Origin of the sequence: Endozoicomonas sp. (assembly GCF_051008435.1) — a bacterium.
Lineage (GTDB): Bacteria > Pseudomonadota > Gammaproteobacteria > Pseudomonadales > Endozoicomonadaceae > Endozoicomonas_A.
On record NZ_JBPCXO010000224.1, the window covers coordinates 1 to 16,241 of the forward strand.

Here is a 16,241-nt window from a genome sequence, read left to right on the forward strand (position 1 = left end):
GGCATATGGCGGGGCGAGATCTTGGTAAACGGGAGCCTACGGAATCACTCAAATCTCATGCTGGGAAATTTGAATTATTGGATGCAACCTGATTGTCAAGTGAGAAAAACTGCAGAATCGAGTGTAACGTTCAGCTCAGGGTTGGACAGAAATACATTGAATAGCTTTGAGCTCAATAAATGTATTTCTGTGCAGTTAAAGCACCGCCGGCTTCCTTTGTGAGGCAGGCGGTGTTTTGCTTTATTGGATTGAAAAAAGCAGAAGACTTGTGAAGTAGCATTATTGTTACTGAGACTCAAAGTCTTTATTGCGATAAGTAGCCATAAGGTAAGAAAATGATTTTGTCCCCGCTAGGGGTGAAATTATTTTCAAGATAAAGTGTATAATGAAGTCTTCACTTTTCTTGTGGTTAAAAAAACCATAACAGCAGCAATGTTTTATGGTTTTAAAGAATGAGATCAACTCATTCTGAATTGATACATCAGCACTCCGGTTGTCAGTAGAGGGTGCAATTCCAAGTCTGTCTGGATAGGCAGAGTCTGTACATTATCCAGAAGGTTTTGAATTGCATCTGTCACACCGCTATGACCGGGTACTGTATTTCTTTATTCACACTTAATAGGAAAACGTAGTGAATCCGGTAATTAAAACATTTCAGTTTGGTGGCCAGACCGTAACTCTGGAAACCGGCCGTATTGCGCGTCAGGCTTCTGGTGCTGTCCTGGCCAAGATGGGTGAGATTGCTGTCCTGGCAGCTGTAGTCGGTGCCAAGCAGGCAAAAGAAGGGCAGGATTTCTTTCCGCTTTCTGTGCACTATCAAGAAAAAACCTATGCTGCTGGTAAAATTCCAGGTGGCTTCCTGAAGCGTGAGTCTCGTCCAAGCGAAAAAGAAACGCTGACCTCTCGCCTTATTGATCGTCCTATTCGCCCGTTGTTTCCAAAAGGTTTCATGAACGAAGTACAGGTTGTCTGTACTGTCATGTCTGCTGACAAGCAAAATGATCCTGATATTGTTGCCATGCTGGCTACCTCTGCTGCTCTGGCTATTTCGGGTATTCCGTTTGACGGTCCGATTGGTGCAGCCCGTGTCGGTTTTACTGAAGAAGAAGGTTACCTGCTTAACCCTAGCTTTGAAGTCCTGAAAGGTTCTGAGCTGGACATGGTTGTAGCGGGTACCAGCGACGCCGTATTGATGGTGGAATCTGAAGCTAAGGAGCTGACTGAAGATGAAATGCTGGGAGCAGTACTGTTTGCTCACCAGGAATATCAGTCTGTTATTCAAGCGGTTCAGGAATTGGCAAACGAAGTAGCCAAGTCTCGCTGGGACTGGGAAGCGCCTGTTGAAAACGCGGAACTGAAAGAAAAAGTTGCGTCCTTTGAAGGCAAGATGCGTGAAGCTTATCAGATCACCATCAAGCAGGATCGTCAGGCTGCCATCAATACACTGCGTCAGGAAATGCTGGAGTCTCTGGCAGGTGAAGGCAGTGCTTTTGATGCTTCCGATGTTGATAAGTCATTCAGTAAGCTCGAAAAGAATGTCGTTCGTGGCAATATCATTGGTGGTATGCCTCGTATCGATGGCCGTGACACTAAGACGGTTCGTGGTATTGGTGTTGAGGTGGGGGTTCTGCAGAAGACTCATGGTTCTTCTCTGTTCACCCGTGGTGAAACTCAGGCCATCGTTGCTGCAACACTGGGTACGACCCGTGATGCTCAAATCGTTGATAGCCTGGAAGGTGAATTCAAAGATCCTTTCATGCTGCATTACAACTTCCCGTCCTACTCTGTAGGCGAGTGTGGTCGTATGGGTGCGCCAGGTCGTCGTGAGATCGGTCATGGTCGCTTGGCTCGTCGTGGTGTTCAGGCAGTGCTGCCAACCCAGGAAGAGTTCCCGTACACCATTCGTGTGGTTTCCGAGATTACTGAATCCAACGGTTCCAGCTCAATGGCTTCTGTTTGCGGCACTTCTCTGGCGCTGATGGATGCTGGTGTACCACTGAAAGCACCTGTTGCTGGTATTGCCATGGGTCTGGTAAAAGAAGGTGAGCAATTTGCCGTTCTGACCGACATTCTGGGCGATGAAGATCACCTGGGTGATATGGACTTTAAAGTAGCCGGTACTTCTGAAGGTATTACTGCTCTGCAGATGGATATCAAGATCGCCGGTATCACTGAAGAGATCATGGAAATTGCTCTTGAGCAGGCCATGGACGCTCGTCTGCATATTCTGGGTGAGATGAACAAGGTGATCGGTGCAGCTCGAACAGAACTGAACCCGAATGCACCAATGACCATGTCTCTGAAAATTGATCCAGACAAGATTCGTGATGTTATTGGTAAAGGTGGTTCTACCATTCGTGGTATTTGCGACAAAACCGGTGCTTCTGTCGATATCGACGACAGCGGTATGGTTCAGATTTTTGCTGAAGACAGTGAAAAAGCGCAAGCTGCCTATGACATGGTACACGGTATTACTGCTGAAGCTGAAATTGGCAAGATCTATACCGGTGAAGTGACCCGAATTCTTGATTTCGGTGCTTTTGTCAGCGTTCTGCCAGGCAAAGACGGTCTTGTGCACATTTCCCAGATCGCCAATGAGCGTGTTGAGAATGTGACTGACTATCTGAAAGTGGGTCAGACTGTCGACGTTGTTGTTCTGGATATCGATTCCCGTGGTCGTATCAAGCTCAGCATGAAAGAAGTTGAGCGTGCGAGAGAACAGCAAAGCTGATCTTAAGTACGTAGCTTACTAAAAAAACAGGAGCCAATGGCTCCTGTTTTTTTATGTCTTAAGGCATCTGAGCATGGCTGTTTCTGGTGTGAAAAGGGTAGAATACCGTTGCTCATTCATCAGTTTGAATAAAGTTAAGCTTTCAATAGTTGTATGACCTATTTGAAAGTACTGATTGTCCAAGAATAATAAAACGACAGGGTGTATCGGATGGCTGAGGCGGTCAATTGCCAGTATCACAAGAGTAATCCGGCCGTATGGCATTGTGAAAGTTGTCAGAAGCATTATGGGGAATGCTGTGTCCCCATAGTACCGGAAGGCTATGACGAGCCTCTCTGTACGCTTTGTAATCAGGAAATAACCTACCTGGGGGCAGCTCATTCTGCCGAGCCATTCTGGCTAAAAATTAATGATTTCTTTTTATACCCCATCAGAATTTCCAGTCTCGCCTTTCTGGCCGTCTGTATTCTGATCGGTTTCGTGATGCCTTATACCGGATTCTTTATACTGCCTTTAAGTATTCTGTTGATGTGCGTTCTGACCAAATACTCATTGCAGATTATTGAATCGGTCAGTTTGGGTGATTGGGAGCCGCCCGGTCTGGAAGAGGCTTTTTCCAGCGAGGGTTTGAGCCTGTTCTTCAAGCAGATTGGAATTTTTCTGGTGGCAGGTGTCGTTCTGTACTTTTTGAGTTCGCTGGGGGTGTTTGTTGTCCTGGGTGCAGCTGCTTTTATGCTTCTGGGTTTGCCGGCCTCTATGATGATACTGGCCAGAGAGCACACGCTCTCTGCTGCAGTTAATCCTATCAAGATCGCATTTGTTATCTCGGCTATCGGCTGGCCTTATATGCTGCTCTATTTCTTCCTGATTGTGCTCTATGGTGGGCCTGGCTATTTCATAGGTGGTCAGGAAGAAGTGTCTTCCCTCTTTACTGCGGCCTCCTCATTATTGGGCGGTTACTTCTCTTTTGTTATGTGCGCCATGATGGGTTATTGCCTTTACCAGTATCAGTCGGAGCTGGGGTATGCTGCAGAAATGGAAGGCGAAGAAGGGGTGTCAGAAGAAGAGTACCAGACACAAAAGGCGCTTTCTGATGGGCTTATTCTGATGCGTGAAGGGCGTGAAGAAGAAGCCTTGAAGGTTACCAAACAGGCGCTGGAGCGTGATCGTTCTGATATTCAGCTGAACAAGCGCTTTTTCAAGCTATTGTTGCTCTGGGCACCTGATCAGTCTTTGATAAAGTTTGGTGAAAAATACATTCAACGCCTGATGATACTGCGACGTGATCATGAGGCTGCAGACGTTTATCTGGATATGAAAGGCAGGATCAAAGCCTATATGCCGTCCGTGCCGGGTGAGCGTTATCGATTGGCTGAATCGCTGGCACAAAAAGGAAAAATCAGAGAAGCTTTAGGTTTACTGTTTAATCTTCATAAGTTATTCCCGGACTATCAACAGCTTCCTGAGGCTTATATGTTGATTGCCAGACTGCTCAGTGAAAATATGAATAATGATGAGCAGGCCAATAAGTATCTGGATTTCATTATTCAGAAATTCCCTGGCCACCGTGTAGTTAAGGAAGCCAGGGAATATCAAAAGGTTATTGAGTCATTGTCAGAGTCGACAGAAGCTTGATTAGATTTTGGTGGTGCTGGTTGTTCCTGCCTCGGTAATAGCTGGCCAGTTCTTCAATGCAGGGAGTCAGCGTTTCTTTTTCTGAAGTGACAGAAAATGCTTTCTGGGTTAGCTGAACTGCTTCGGAGTGGTGGTCGGTCTTGATCAGTCGGTTGATCCAGAAGACGCTGAGTTTGCTGCTTTTTAGCAGTACTGGCGTCTCACAGTATGAGGGTGTAATAGAAGCGATCAGCGTATCTATTTCTGGTTTTCTTGGTAGCTTGATGATGGAGAGCACCAGTTGATGGAAGCTCTTGTTGCGATTCCGTTTTTTCAGCGTGTAGAGTCTTTCCAGAATCTCTGGGTGAGCAGGGTGGTCCTGATTCAGCTTTTCAGCTAATTGCATTGCTTTATCGTGTTGCAGCTGGTTAATGAGATCATCGATGGCCTGAGCAGGGTCAAACGTATTTTTTTCTGTATTTTCTGCCAGTTTGGTTTCGGAGAGATTTAACCAGGGGCGGGCAGTGAGTGTAATGATCACGCCGCCGATCAATCCGCCCATGTGTGCCCAGTAGTTGACGTTTGTGTTACTGAAAACCTGTCCAATGACTTCTTTTCCCAGCCAGAATGGGAAGATGATGAGTGCTGGAGCCTTCATAAAGTTGAAATAAGGGCCTATCCAGTAGAAAAACTGAATTTTTCGAGCTTGATAAGCGCCCAGATAGGCGCCCATTAATCCAGCTATTGCGCCTGATGCTCCTACCCCAAAACCTTGTTCACCCCACTGCATAATCCAGTACAGTCCTGTGGCTGCAAAGCCAGTCGTCAGATAAGTCGTGAGATAGGCCAGTCTGCCCATGACGACTTCCAGGGCGCAGCCAAAAATAAACAGGAAAATCATATTCCCCAGCAGGTGGCCAAAATCACCGTGAAGAAACATGGAAACAAAGGCGTCGATTAAGGAAGGTTGGGCAGGATTAAAGCCATAGTCTACATAGCTAAGCTTATCTCGAAGTGCTTCAAACTGCTCTCTCTCTTTCTCCCACTGGCTGTTTGAAAACTCTGCCTGAGTTCTCAGATGCTCTTCAAACTCCATATCATGCATAAGCTGCATGGTGAGAATCATGTTTCCTTCTTCACTGTTCAGAGGAATGCTGGCCCAGTCCTTAGGTTTATTCTGACTGAGATAGTCAGAATACAGAGCCATTTCTTTCCCTGAATGCTGCATCTGTTCATAGGTTTCCATCAGCTCAGGATAGATTTTCTGATCCTTGATCTGATAACCAAAGAAAGCAGCGCAGTTGATAATAATCAGTAACAGCGTGATAAGAGGAGGGTCTCGCCAGTCCAGCTTTCTCTCGGCGGGAATGATTAGCATTGTGCGTCCTGCAGCCGTTCTATTTATTGTTTTTAGGTGTTTATACTGTGTCGTATTGTAGCTCAGAGTTTTTGGCGGGTATAGCGCCAGAGACTGCTGGTGCCAGCACTCTGAAATAATCAGTTGCTATAGTATTCAGCTATTTGAGATAGCTTTCCTGTTCGATGGGGGAAGGCTTCTCTGAGATAAGTAAGCGCATCTGCGAGTGTCACCTGGTGCAGGTTTCTGGTGTTGTGAAAAATTAAGTGGTTGATCCTCTCATGGAAAATCTCTGGGTTTTCAGAAGGGCTGGTTTTCTGAAAAGTGTCTTGATCCATTGCGTCTTCCGGGTATTCGAGAGGTTGTGTGGCTTGTTCATGCAGGTTGGAAAGCATGGAATGAAGAAGGTCCAGGCGGATTTCGTTCTGCGTTCTGTGGAGCCATGCAATGGTGATCAGATTGTGACCGAAGAATCCAGGTTGTTTCAGGGTTGCTTCTAAAATATTCTCAAACGCCGGTGGTGTGTCTCGACTGATGAGTGGTTCTGAGAACTTTGACTTATTATAAGTGGTGCAGACAAACTCTGTTAATCGTTCCAGATAGGGAAGTATCTGACTTTCGCTGAGTTGCTGGTGCACGACTTTGAAGGCGAGCAGTATTGTGACGTGATGGGAAAGGTAGTGATCGGCAGTAGCTGCTTTTACGAGGTAATGACTGAGGATGTCTTCAATACCTTTTTCTGAGTGCCACTGCTTCATGACAAGATAGACTGCTGGAAAGACAGCATTGTTCAATCTTGTGTGAATTCTATCTGAGCTGAATCTTTGGGGCTCCATGTGTTCTGACAAGACGGTGTTAATCTTTATTTCCGTTTTCTCGATTAAACGGTGTGTTTGATCCCAGATCTCCTGTTCTATGTCTGGATAATTTTTTGCCAAATACCATGCGGCCAAAAATGCCTTTAGTGCATGGGGTTGATGAATGGTCGCACTGCGAAATAATGCGTCTTGTAAAACTGTAGCTTGATTCATTGGGCCCTGACTCCGGTTGTTCTTGTTGTCATCTGTCGTTTATAAGGTAGGGTCAGGTTTCAAGCAAGCATAAAAAAACCGTGCATGAGCACGGTTTTTTTGGTTCTGAAAGAGTTTTACTCGTCCAGGAAGCTTCTCAGATGATCTGAGCGCGTTGGATGGCGCAGCTTTCTCAGAGCCTTGGCTTCGATTTGACGAATACGCTCACGGGTTACGTCGAACTGCTTGCCCACTTCTTCCAGGGTGTGGTCGGTGTTCATATCGATACCAAAGCGCATGCGCAGAACCTTCGCTTCACGGGCTGTCAGGCCAGACAGTACGTTGCGAGTAGATTCTTTGAGGCCAGTGCCAGTCGCTCGATCGATAGGTGACTGAATCGTTGCATCTTCGATAAAGTCGCCCAGATGGGAGTCTTCATCATCACCGATTGGAGTCTCCATGGAAATAGGTTCCTTGGAGATCTTCAGTACCTTGCGAATCTTGTCTTCTGGCATTTCCATGCGAACAGCCAGTTCTTCAGGGGTAGCTTCGCGACCCATCTCCTGGAGCATCTGTCTGGAAATTCGGTTCAGTTTGTTGATTGTTTCAATCATATGAACCGGGATACGAATGGTTCTGGCCTGATCCGCAATCGAGCGGGTAATGGCCTGACGAATCCACCAGGTGGCATAGGTCGAGAACTTGTATCCGCGACGGTATTCAAACTTGTCTACCGCTTTCATCAAGCCGATGTTGCCTTCCTGAATCAGATCCAGGAACTGCAAGCCACGGTTGGTGTACTTCTTGGCAATGGAGATAACCAGACGCAGATTAGCCTCAACCATTTCTTTCTTGGCACGGCGGGCGCGGGCTTCGCCCAGCGACATTCTGCGATTGATGTCTTTGATCTGAACCAGTGTGCAGCCAAACTCTTTTTCAATAGTGATCAGCTTCTTCTGGGAGCGAACAATTTCATCCCGGTAGTTATTGATGGCGTCTGCATAACCGGCGCTGCCAGAGGTGACGTCATCAATCCATTTAAGGCTGGTTTCATTGCCAGGAAACGAGCTCAGGAAAATCTTCCTTGGCATTTTTGAGCGACGTACGCAAAACTGCATGATTGCACGTTCGTTGCGACGAATGATGTCCAGAGTATTTCTGATGCGGAATACCAGCATGTCAAAAATACGAGGTACCAGCTTTAGGGGCATGAAGGCTTCGGTGAGCTCTTCCATAGCCGCTTTGGCTTCTTTAGAGCCAAAATCGTGCTTTTCCAGAGTGCTCAGGACTTTTTCGTGGCCAGCACGAAGCAGGTCGAAGCGCTCTTTCGCTTCTTCTGGATCTAGACCGCCAGCATCTTCGTCGTCATCGTCCTCGTCATCGTCGTTAGAGTCGTTATCATCAAATTTTTCTTTAATGACAGGAGCGGGAGGAGCAACGACGGGGTCAGAGTCAGGATCGATATAACCGCTGATCAGATCTGTCAGGCGGCCTTCTTCTTCTACGATTCGATCGTATTCGTCCAGAACAATCTGAACAGAGCCTGGAAATTTGGCCAGGGCTGACATGACTTCACGCAGCCCTTCTTCAATGCGTTTGGCGATCTGGATTTCGCCTTCGCGAGTCAGCAGCTCGACCGTGCCCATTTCACGCATATACATACGTACTGGGTCTGTGGTTCGACCTGCTTCCTGTTCAACAGCTGCAAGAGCCGCTGCTGCTTCTTCGGCAGCAGCTTCATCAGTATCGGCTTCTGCCAACAACAGGGTATCGGCGTCCGGCGCTGTTTCGTAGACGGTGATACCCATGTCATTGATCATGCGAATGATATCTTCCACCTGATCGGGATCAGAGATGTCTTCAGGAAGATGGTCATTCACCTCAGCGTAAGTCAGGTATCCCTGTTCCTTACCGCGAGAGATAAGCTCTTTCAGTCGGGATTGTTGTTGCGAGTTAGCTGACATATCAACCCTTTAACAGCGAAAGTGGAGTGCCGGACGAAAAAAACGTAAGCTGGTAATTATAGCTCAAAAACATGAGGTTTTCCACAAGGAAGCGCAAGAGAGTACACTTTCGTGGAGCTGCACGATGTTCAATGGACGAGGCACCGGAAAAACGGTCCATGAAAAACTACACATGGTGAGGGTCCCCTTCCGTGGCTTTTTACCGTAAAAGCACCTGCTCACAATAAGTGAGTTTATGAGGTGCTTTCTTTGCTCATGGCTGTTTCAGACCGGATTCAGAATCAGGTGTGTGGTCAATAACGGCTTCCCACATAGCACAGTGAAGTTCAAGTATACCTAAAAATACGTGCGTCGCCATAAATAAACCGATAAAAAAACAATTTACAATATGCTTACAGGCGGCAGCGAAAAAGGGCTTCTGTCGTTCACTGCGGGGTGGGTTGGCAGTCTTTTGATTATTCTTTTTTTGAGTTGCTGGCCGTGGGTTTAATGCCGAGTTTTTTCTTTTGCTTTTCAAGAAGGGCTTCAAGAACGCTGCGCTGAGTGGAGTCTATCTGGCCTGGTTTTTTTTGAGAAAAAGTTTGTTTCAGGGTGTGCGTTGTCTGCTTGTGTTCGAGTTCCCTGACGGTCTCTCTGATGCGTTCTATGGCTTCGTGGAATTCCTGATCGTTGGGTTGGTGTCCCAGTGCCAGTGAGGCAATTTCTTGCAGTCGTATACCGTGTTGGGTTCCATGCCATTGAGCAATCAGTGCGATTGTAGGTAGTTTGGGTTGTTCCTGAAGTGTTTTGATCAGGGCAATTAACAGCTGTGTGTCAGGGTGCTCATCCCCTTCCAGTTCGCTCATTGCTTTAACGCCAGCTGCCAGCTCGGGATTGCATAACAGGTGTCGGATGGCATAAACAGAGCGGCGAACTTTCAGTGGTGCAGGGGGGGCAGGCTGTTCATTCTTTTCTTTGAAACCTTTTTTAAAAGGTTTGCGTTCAAAGGTGCGTTCCTGAGGCTGAAAGTTGTGGGCTGCTTCCAATTCATAATGAGCTTGTGGGTAATAGTCCGCTTCAGCAGGTATGGAGTAGTTGTCGTGTATGGGTTCTGCTGTTACTGGTTTGGGTTCGGGTTCGCTCTTCTTGTTTAAGTAACTCTCAAGTGTATCGGTATTGAGTCCGGTAATTTCTGACAGCCGCTGCATCAGCATTTGCTTGAACAGGCCGTCGGGGATTTTGTGCAGGTGTGGTTGAGCCTCGGTGGCGAGTCGGGATCGACCGTCCATGGTGTTGAGGTCAATGCCGTCACCGAGCTCCTTAAACAGGAATGTGTCGAGGCTCAGGGCGGTGCTCTTTATTCTCTCAATAAAGGCGTCTGCTCCTTCCTGTCTGACCATACTGTCAGGGTCTTCTCCCTGAGGTAAAAACAAAAAGCGAGCCTGCTTGCCGTCTTCCATGTAGGGAAGGGTAGATTCAAGCGCTCTCCAGGCGGCTCGTCTGCCTGCATCATCACCATCAAAGCAGAATACGACCTCTGATACGGTTTTGAAGAGTCTCTGCATATGATCCAGAGTTGTGGCTGTGCCCAGTGTGGCTACCGCGTTGTTGATCCCCTGTTGAGCAAGGGCAACAACATCCATATAGCCTTCTACTACCAGTATGCGTTCCAGATGACGGTTGTGCTTTTTAGCTTCATAGAGCCCATAGAGTTCTCGCCCCTTATGGAAGATGGGGGACTCGGGCGAGTTAAGGTATTTGGGTTTTGAATCACCCAGCACCCTGCCACCAAAAGCAATAATCCTTCCCCGGGTGTCATGAATGGGGAACATGATTCGATCACGAAAACGATCGTAGCGGCTTTTGGTTTCTTCTTTTTCAACCAGCATGCCGGTGGTGACCAGCTGGTCTTCTTTTTCCTGATTCTCTGTCAGATGATTCTGAAGGTTATCCCAGCCTGGTGGTGCAAAACCAATACCGAAACGCTTGCAGATTTGTCCGTCCAATCCTCTCTGTTTCAGGTAATGGATGGCTCTTGGGGCATCCTGCGATTTCCTTAGTTGTTCATTATAAAAAGCAGAAGCTTTAGTCATTAGCTCGTACAGGGGGCTGTGATCCGGGCCGCGTTTCTGGCCGTTGAATTGCTCCCTGGGGACTTCCAGGCCAACGAGGCTTGCCAGTGAGTCGACAGCTGTGGGGAAGTCCAGGTGATCAAAGTGCATGACAAAACCCAAAGCGTTACCGCTGGCTCCGCAGCCAAAGCAATAGTAAAACTGCTTGTCCGGACTGACGCTAAATGAAGGGGTTTTTTCCTGATGGAAAGGGCAGCAGGCAGAATAGTTTCGACCGGTTTTTTTCAGCTTTACCCGGCTGTCGACAACATCCACGATGTCCAGGCGGTTCAGCAGGTCATCAATAAATGTCTGGGGGATGCGTCCGGCCATAAATGCCCATAGGGATAGCAAGTGTCAGCACCAGTCATAATGTGAAGAGACCGGTGCCAGAAATCTTAACAGAAGTTCGATGTTATCATCGTCACTGGATGAATGTCAGTGATTGTTGCAAGCATTACTTGCAGGTATGCGCAGGGGCTGGCTCAGCCAAGCAGTTGCTTGACGGTCTGGCTGACTTGATTCATATCGGCTCGACCTTGAACTTTGGGCTTGATAACGCCCATGACTTTTCCCATGTCACGCATGCTTTCGGCCCCGCTTTCGCGAATGGCTTCTGAGACAAGCTGGCTGATTTCTTCAGTGCTGAGCTGGGAAGGCAGGAAGTCGTGAATGACCGCCAGTTCCAGTTTTTCCTGATCGGACAGATCGGTGCGCCCTGCAGACTCGAATTGACTGATGGCATCGCGGCGTTGCTTGGCCATCTTGTCGAGTGCTGCAAGGGCACGGGTGTCGTCGATCGACTTCTCGTCTACTTCGATTCGCTGAAGCTCAGCAAGAGCCAAGCGAATGGTACCCAGTCGAACCTTATCGCGATTGCGCATGGCATCCTTCATTGCAGCAGTCAGTTGTTCCTTGACCTGGCATTCGCTCATGTTCTTACCTCAATACGATTCCTTCCCGAGAGAAGGCTTCGAGCTGATGGATGGGTTACGAAGTGACTAAAACCGGAGTACCGGTCTTAATACAGACGCTCACGACGACGCTGTTCGCGCTGCAGTTTTTTCAAATGACGCTTGACAGCAGCAGCAGCCTTACGCTTACGAACGGAGGTTGGCTTTTCGTAGTGTTCACGACGACGTACTTCAGCCAGTACACCAGCCTTTTCGCAAGAGCGCTTAAAACGGCGCAGTGCTACATCAAACGGTTCATTTTCTTTAACTTTAACAGCAGGCATGCAGAGATCACCTTCCTATAAAAAATAGTGAGTACATTAATAAAGGTTTGCAGCCCGGCATAATAACATCTGCTTTTGGTACCTCCTACTCTATTCAGAAAATGTTGCTTTGTAATTCCCTGGCCAAAAAAATGACTGGGCAAAGGTTTATTTTCTGTAATTGGCGATTTTCAAAATATCTATGAAGCCTGCCAACAAGAGTAAATGGTTGAGCATTCACACGATTTTCTTAGGTTCAGCTTGGCTGAAGCCCTTGAAGGCCGTGCGATGAAGCTAATTCCGACCCGCAAAATAAGTCTAAACAAATGTCCAGACTAGCCGCGTATTTTCAGGGGTGCGAATTTTATAGACTATTTTCTATAAATGCAAAAAACGACGTGCTTTCGCCCTGCAATGAGCTTGAGGGGTTGCGGTGTCTGGCATTTCCTGCAAAGGCTGGTTTGCAGTATCATCCCAGACCCTGCAGCAGGTACTGAACATTAACGTTGTACGTTGGTTCTTAATATCCGGACCCTTGCTATTTGTGCTGAGGGTAATGGACTGGATGCCTGTCTGAATGATGGTAATCCACAGGGTCTGTGAGTATATCTGACAGGCTGATGTTAACAGGTCGTATCTATGATAGTGCTCGGGATTGAGACATCCTGTGATGAGTCAGGCATTGCTCTCTATGACAGCCGGAAAGGGCTGCTGGCGGATGCCCTTTACAGTCAGATTGAAATGCATACCGAGTATGGTGGCGTTGTGCCGGAACTGGCCTCCAGAGACCATATCCAGCGGGTTCTACCCCTGATCAATCAAGTGCTGGATAAAGTCGGCATCACTCGAAAAGAGATTGACGCCATTGCCTACACCAAAGGGCCGGGCTTGATAGGTGCTTTAATGGTGGGTGCCTGTATTGGCCGTTCCATGGCTTGGGCGCTGGGAGTTCCTTCAGTGGGGGTGCACCATATGGAAGGCCATTTACTGGCTCCCATGTTGGAAGATAATCCTCCTGAGTTCCCGTTTCTGGCTCTGCTGGTATCCGGTGGCCATACCCAGTTGGTTCGGGTCGACAGTATGGGTCAATATGAGTTGCTTGGTGAATCTATAGATGATGCAGCAGGTGAAGCTTTTGACAAAGTAGCAGCCATGCTGGAACTGGGTTATCCCGGTGGTCCAAAGGTTTCCAACCTGGCACAGTCAGGTGCTGAGGGGCGTTTTCGTTTCCCCAGGCCTATGTGTGATCGTCCCGGGCTGGACTTCAGTTTCAGTGGTTTGAAAACCTTTACGCTCAATACAGTAGCCGCCTGTAAAAAAGAGGGTGGTCTGACAGACCAGGACAAAGCCGATATTGCCTGGGCTTTTGAAGATGCCGTGGTGGACACCCTGGCCTTTAAATGTCGTCGGGCTTTGAGGCAGACCGGCTTGAAGCAGCTGGTAATCGCTGGTGGCGTCAGTGCCAATCGCAGGTTGAGAAATCAGCTTGAAGCCATGGCAGTAAAAGAAGGCGGTGTTCTCCGCTATGCCAGACCTGAGTTTTGCACAGACAACGGGGCCATGATTGCTTATGCCGGTTGTCAGCGTCTTCTTGCAGGTCAGACAGAACCGCTTGAAGTAGCCCCTATGCCACGCTGGAACATGGAAACACTGGAAGCTGTTAATTGTGAATCAGAGGACAGGGCGAATGGATAAGGTTCGTATTGAACAGCTGGAGACGCAGGCTGTCATTGGTGTCTACGAATTTGAGCACGAAGCGCCTCAGCCTTTGGTTATTGATCTGGAACTGGAAGCCGACTTTTCACGGGCTTTTCGTTCTGATGATCTGAATGATGCGCTGGACTACGATGCCATCAGTCAGGCGGTTCGTGCGTTTTGCGAAGAATCCCGGTATGCCTTGCTGGAAGCCCTGGCGGGAGGCATTATTAAGTTAATTCAGGCTAATTTTAATGTTGATCGGGTCGGTGTATTGATCCGAAAACCACAGGCGTTAAAAGGTGCAGTAGCCTCCGTGTGGTGCGAACGAACCAGGGAAGAGATGCACCCGCTATGACACTTTTTTACATTGGAGTGGGTTCCAATGATGAAGCCGAGCAAAATTGTCGGCAGATGATTCAGGCACTTCGGCAGCAGTTTGGCTCTCTATTGGTGAGTAGCTTGATTCAAACGTCCGCTGAGGGGGTCGAGGCTGCTGACTATTATAATGCTGTCGTTTGTTTTGAGAGCGAAGCATCGCCGTCATCCATTAATCAATGGTGCAAGCAGATAGAAGACCAGCTGGGGAGAGTCAGAGGGAGTCTCCAGTGTCGGGCTGATCTTGATATTCTGCAGGTGGCTGAAGGTGCTATGGATGTGAAAATCAGTGCCATTGAGGAAGTTTATTATCGGCCACTGGTGAAGCAGCTCTGTCATTTTCAGGCCGGAAGGCCAGTCAGTGTATTCACTGATGCCGTGAGTATGGCGTTTGAATCTGGCGTCACGCTGGGCAATCAACCTCGTCTTCTGCCTCTGCTGGAGTTAGAGGGAGTCTAATCCACTCCGTGTTTCTTGCACAGATAAGCCCCTGCTTTTGTCAGGGGCTTTGTTGTTTTAGGAATCCAGCTGTTCCTGCATCTGTATTAATCTTTCTTTTCTTAATTCATCACCGATAGCTTTGCCTTTAAAGCCCCGGGAAACAATTTCTTTGGCATTGATAGAAAGGCAGAGAAGGAGCAGTGATTTTATTTGTGCCTGACGGCTTTCAGAAATCGTTTTTCCCAGGGCCAGGGCAATGCAGCTGCAGGCTTTCAGGAAAGCTTCAAAACGTTCAGAGCGTCGGAATGCATCTGTTTTTTCAAACAGCGTCATCCATTGCTCAGCGTCTTTGTCATCAGCATCTCTGTCATTAGAGTGCGTCGTTAAAGAAGCACTGTGCTGGAAAATCAGGTTGGCCAGTTCTGAAAATTGAGAAGGTGGTTTTAGTCGCTTGAACAGTGCTGTGAGTGTTTCATGAGTGAGTCCCTTTTCAGGTGCAAAGGTCACTGCGAATCGGATTTCAGCGGACTCCTGTGCGGTAATCGCAGTTTGAAGTGCCTTTATGCCCGTTGAGTTTTTCTTTAGGAAAGGCATCCATTCAGGCATGACCACGTTCATGGCATTACAGGCCGAGAGGACTTCAAAAAATATCTCAGGGTTGGGCTCACAAAGTGCTCTTGTGGTTTCCTGCCAGACACGTTCGGGCACAAGATATGAAGCTTCGCCGCTGTCGACCATAGAGCGTATTAGTGCAATGGTTTCAGGTGCAACACTGAACCCCAGGTGATGAAATCGGGCGGCAAACCGCGCTACCCGAAGAATACGTAAAGGATCTTCCTGAAATGCTGGGGAAACATGGCGAAGCAGTTTTCTCCTGAGATCTTCCTGGCCGCCATAGGGGTCATGGATCTTTCCCTGATCGTCTTCTGCCATGGCATTGATGGTCAGATCTCTCCGGATCAGGTCTTCTTCCAGGGTGACATCGGGTGCTGTATGAAAAACAAAGCCACTGTAGCCATGGCCGGATTTTCTCTCGGTACGGGCCAGTGCGTATTCTTCTTTGGTGTCAGGGTGAAGAAAAACAGGGAAGTCCTGGCCAACAGGCTGAAAGCCCTGCTGTTTCATTTTCTCGGGGCTGCTGCCAACCACTACCCAGTCATGATCCTTAACCGGAAGATTTAGTAACTTGTCTCGAACGGCGCCGCCGACCAGAAAAATTTTCATGTCATCTCTATCTAGATCGCTGAATCCATCATCTTAACTGCACGTCTGGGGCCGTGAACAGTAAAAACAGGTTGGAAGTCATGAAAATATAAATACGATTTTTATTTAATTTTGGTGAATTGTTTTTCAATCAAGCGGGATGGTTTTGACTATCTTTGATAGCCAGTATCAGTAACAGGTTCTAGGTAAATGAGTATTCATAATCAACGTGTTTGGAGATGCTTTTTCAGTACTTTAATGCTGTTTGTGGTTTCTTTTTAGGTCAGTGCGCTTGCTGCCAATCAACAGTTTTATCAGCTTGAATCTCATCCCACTCATTATCTGGCTCAGGTCGTAGTGATCAAGCAAGCCAGATCGGGTGATCATATAGGAGACGAAGAGTTTGAATACTACCTCCTGAATCCGTGATTTCTTGATTAGAGAGAGGTTTCTCACCTCCTGAATGCATGAAACCTACAGAATAGGGTTTTGATTTTTTGTTATTCGCCAAAGAAGGGTAAAACAGACGCAGAAGATCAATG

13 protein-coding genes are annotated in these 16,241 nt (G+C 47.7%); 5 read left to right on the forward strand and 8 right to left on the reverse strand.

The features are described from left to right. The first annotated feature begins 631 nt into the window (after positions 1 to 631). Positions 632 to 2,731: a polyribonucleotide nucleotidyltransferase gene (pnp, locus tag ACR2PX_RS11610; RefSeq protein ID WP_433999521.1), complete on the forward strand. Its 2,100-nt coding sequence runs from the start codon at positions 632 to 634 to the stop codon at positions 2,729 to 2,731. A gap of 210 nt (positions 2,732 to 2,941) precedes the next feature. Then, positions 2,942 to 4,366, forward strand: a complete 1,425-nt coding sequence (locus ACR2PX_RS11615; RefSeq protein ID WP_433999522.1) for a tetratricopeptide repeat protein — start codon at positions 2,942 to 2,944, stop codon at positions 4,364 to 4,366. On the opposite strand, the gene ACR2PX_RS11620 is transcribed toward ACR2PX_RS11615, so the two are convergent. The 6 genes from ACR2PX_RS11620 to rpsU form a co-directional block, all read right to left on the reverse strand. Continuing rightward, positions 4,332 to 5,723, reverse strand: coding sequence for a rhomboid family intramembrane serine protease (locus tag ACR2PX_RS11620; RefSeq protein WP_433999523.1), 1,392 nt, complete (start codon positions 5,721 to 5,723; stop codon positions 4,332 to 4,334). The two genes, ACR2PX_RS11615 and ACR2PX_RS11620, sit on opposite strands and share 35 nt — an antisense overlap. 119 nt (positions 5,724 to 5,842) lie before the next feature. After that, positions 5,843 to 6,733, reverse strand: a complete 891-nt coding sequence (locus ACR2PX_RS11625; RefSeq protein ID WP_433999524.1) for a hypothetical protein — start codon at positions 6,731 to 6,733, stop codon at positions 5,843 to 5,845. A gap of 116 nt (positions 6,734 to 6,849) precedes the next feature. Next, positions 6,850 to 8,676 (reverse strand): RNA polymerase sigma factor RpoD, encoded by a 1,827-nt coding sequence (rpoD, locus tag ACR2PX_RS11630; protein WP_433999525.1) that lies wholly within the window; start codon positions 8,674 to 8,676, stop codon positions 6,850 to 6,852. Positions 8,677 to 9,131: 455 nt separating this feature from the next. Further along, the gene (gene dnaG, locus ACR2PX_RS11635) at positions 9,132 to 11,120 is read right to left on the reverse strand and encodes a DNA primase (RefSeq protein ID WP_433999526.1); all 1,989 of its coding nucleotides are present in this window, start codon (positions 11,118 to 11,120) and stop codon (positions 9,132 to 9,134) included. A gap of 131 nt (positions 11,121 to 11,251) precedes the next feature. Beyond that, the gene (locus ACR2PX_RS11640; RefSeq protein WP_433999527.1) at positions 11,252 to 11,701 is read right to left on the reverse strand and encodes a GatB/YqeY domain-containing protein; all 450 of its coding nucleotides are present in this window, start codon (positions 11,699 to 11,701) and stop codon (positions 11,252 to 11,254) included. Between the two features lie 86 nt (positions 11,702 to 11,787). Beyond that, positions 11,788 to 12,003 carry a 30S ribosomal protein S21 gene (gene rpsU, locus ACR2PX_RS11645; RefSeq protein WP_034839300.1) on the reverse strand — a complete coding sequence of 72 codons (216 nt, stop codon included), beginning with the start codon at positions 12,001 to 12,003 and terminating at the stop codon, positions 11,788 to 11,790. A 618-nt stretch (positions 12,004 to 12,621) separates the two neighbouring features. Here rpsU and tsaD point away from each other — a divergent pair. The 3 genes from tsaD to ACR2PX_RS11660 are packed head-to-tail and all read left to right on the forward strand — an operon-like array spanning position 12,622 to position 14,514. After that, positions 12,622 to 13,677 (forward strand): tRNA (adenosine(37)-N6)-threonylcarbamoyltransferase complex transferase subunit TsaD, encoded by a 1,056-nt coding sequence (gene tsaD / locus ACR2PX_RS11650; protein ID WP_433999528.1) that lies wholly within the window; start codon positions 12,622 to 12,624, stop codon positions 13,675 to 13,677. Next, entirely contained in the window at positions 13,670 to 14,035 is a 366-nt protein-coding gene (folB, locus tag ACR2PX_RS11655) for a dihydroneopterin aldolase (protein ID WP_433999529.1), read from the forward strand. Before tsaD ends, folB begins: the two co-directional genes overlap by 8 nt. Beyond that, the gene (locus tag ACR2PX_RS11660; protein WP_433999530.1) at positions 14,032 to 14,514 is read left to right on the forward strand and encodes a 2-amino-4-hydroxy-6-hydroxymethyldihydropteridine diphosphokinase; all 483 of its coding nucleotides are present in this window, start codon (positions 14,032 to 14,034) and stop codon (positions 14,512 to 14,514) included. Before folB ends, ACR2PX_RS11660 begins: the two co-directional genes overlap by 4 nt. 57 nt (positions 14,515 to 14,571) lie before the next feature. On the opposite strand, the gene ACR2PX_RS11665 is transcribed toward ACR2PX_RS11660, so the two are convergent. Together ACR2PX_RS11665 and ACR2PX_RS11670 are read right to left on the reverse strand one after the other, a co-directional pair. Then, entirely contained in the window at positions 14,572 to 15,720 is a 1,149-nt protein-coding gene (locus ACR2PX_RS11665) for a hypothetical protein (RefSeq protein WP_433999531.1), read from the reverse strand. 340 nt (positions 15,721 to 16,060) lie between these two features. Beyond that, positions 16,061 to 16,241, reverse strand: a 181-nt coding sequence (locus ACR2PX_RS11670) for a hypothetical protein (RefSeq protein WP_433999532.1), incomplete at its 5' end; no start/stop codon positions are given.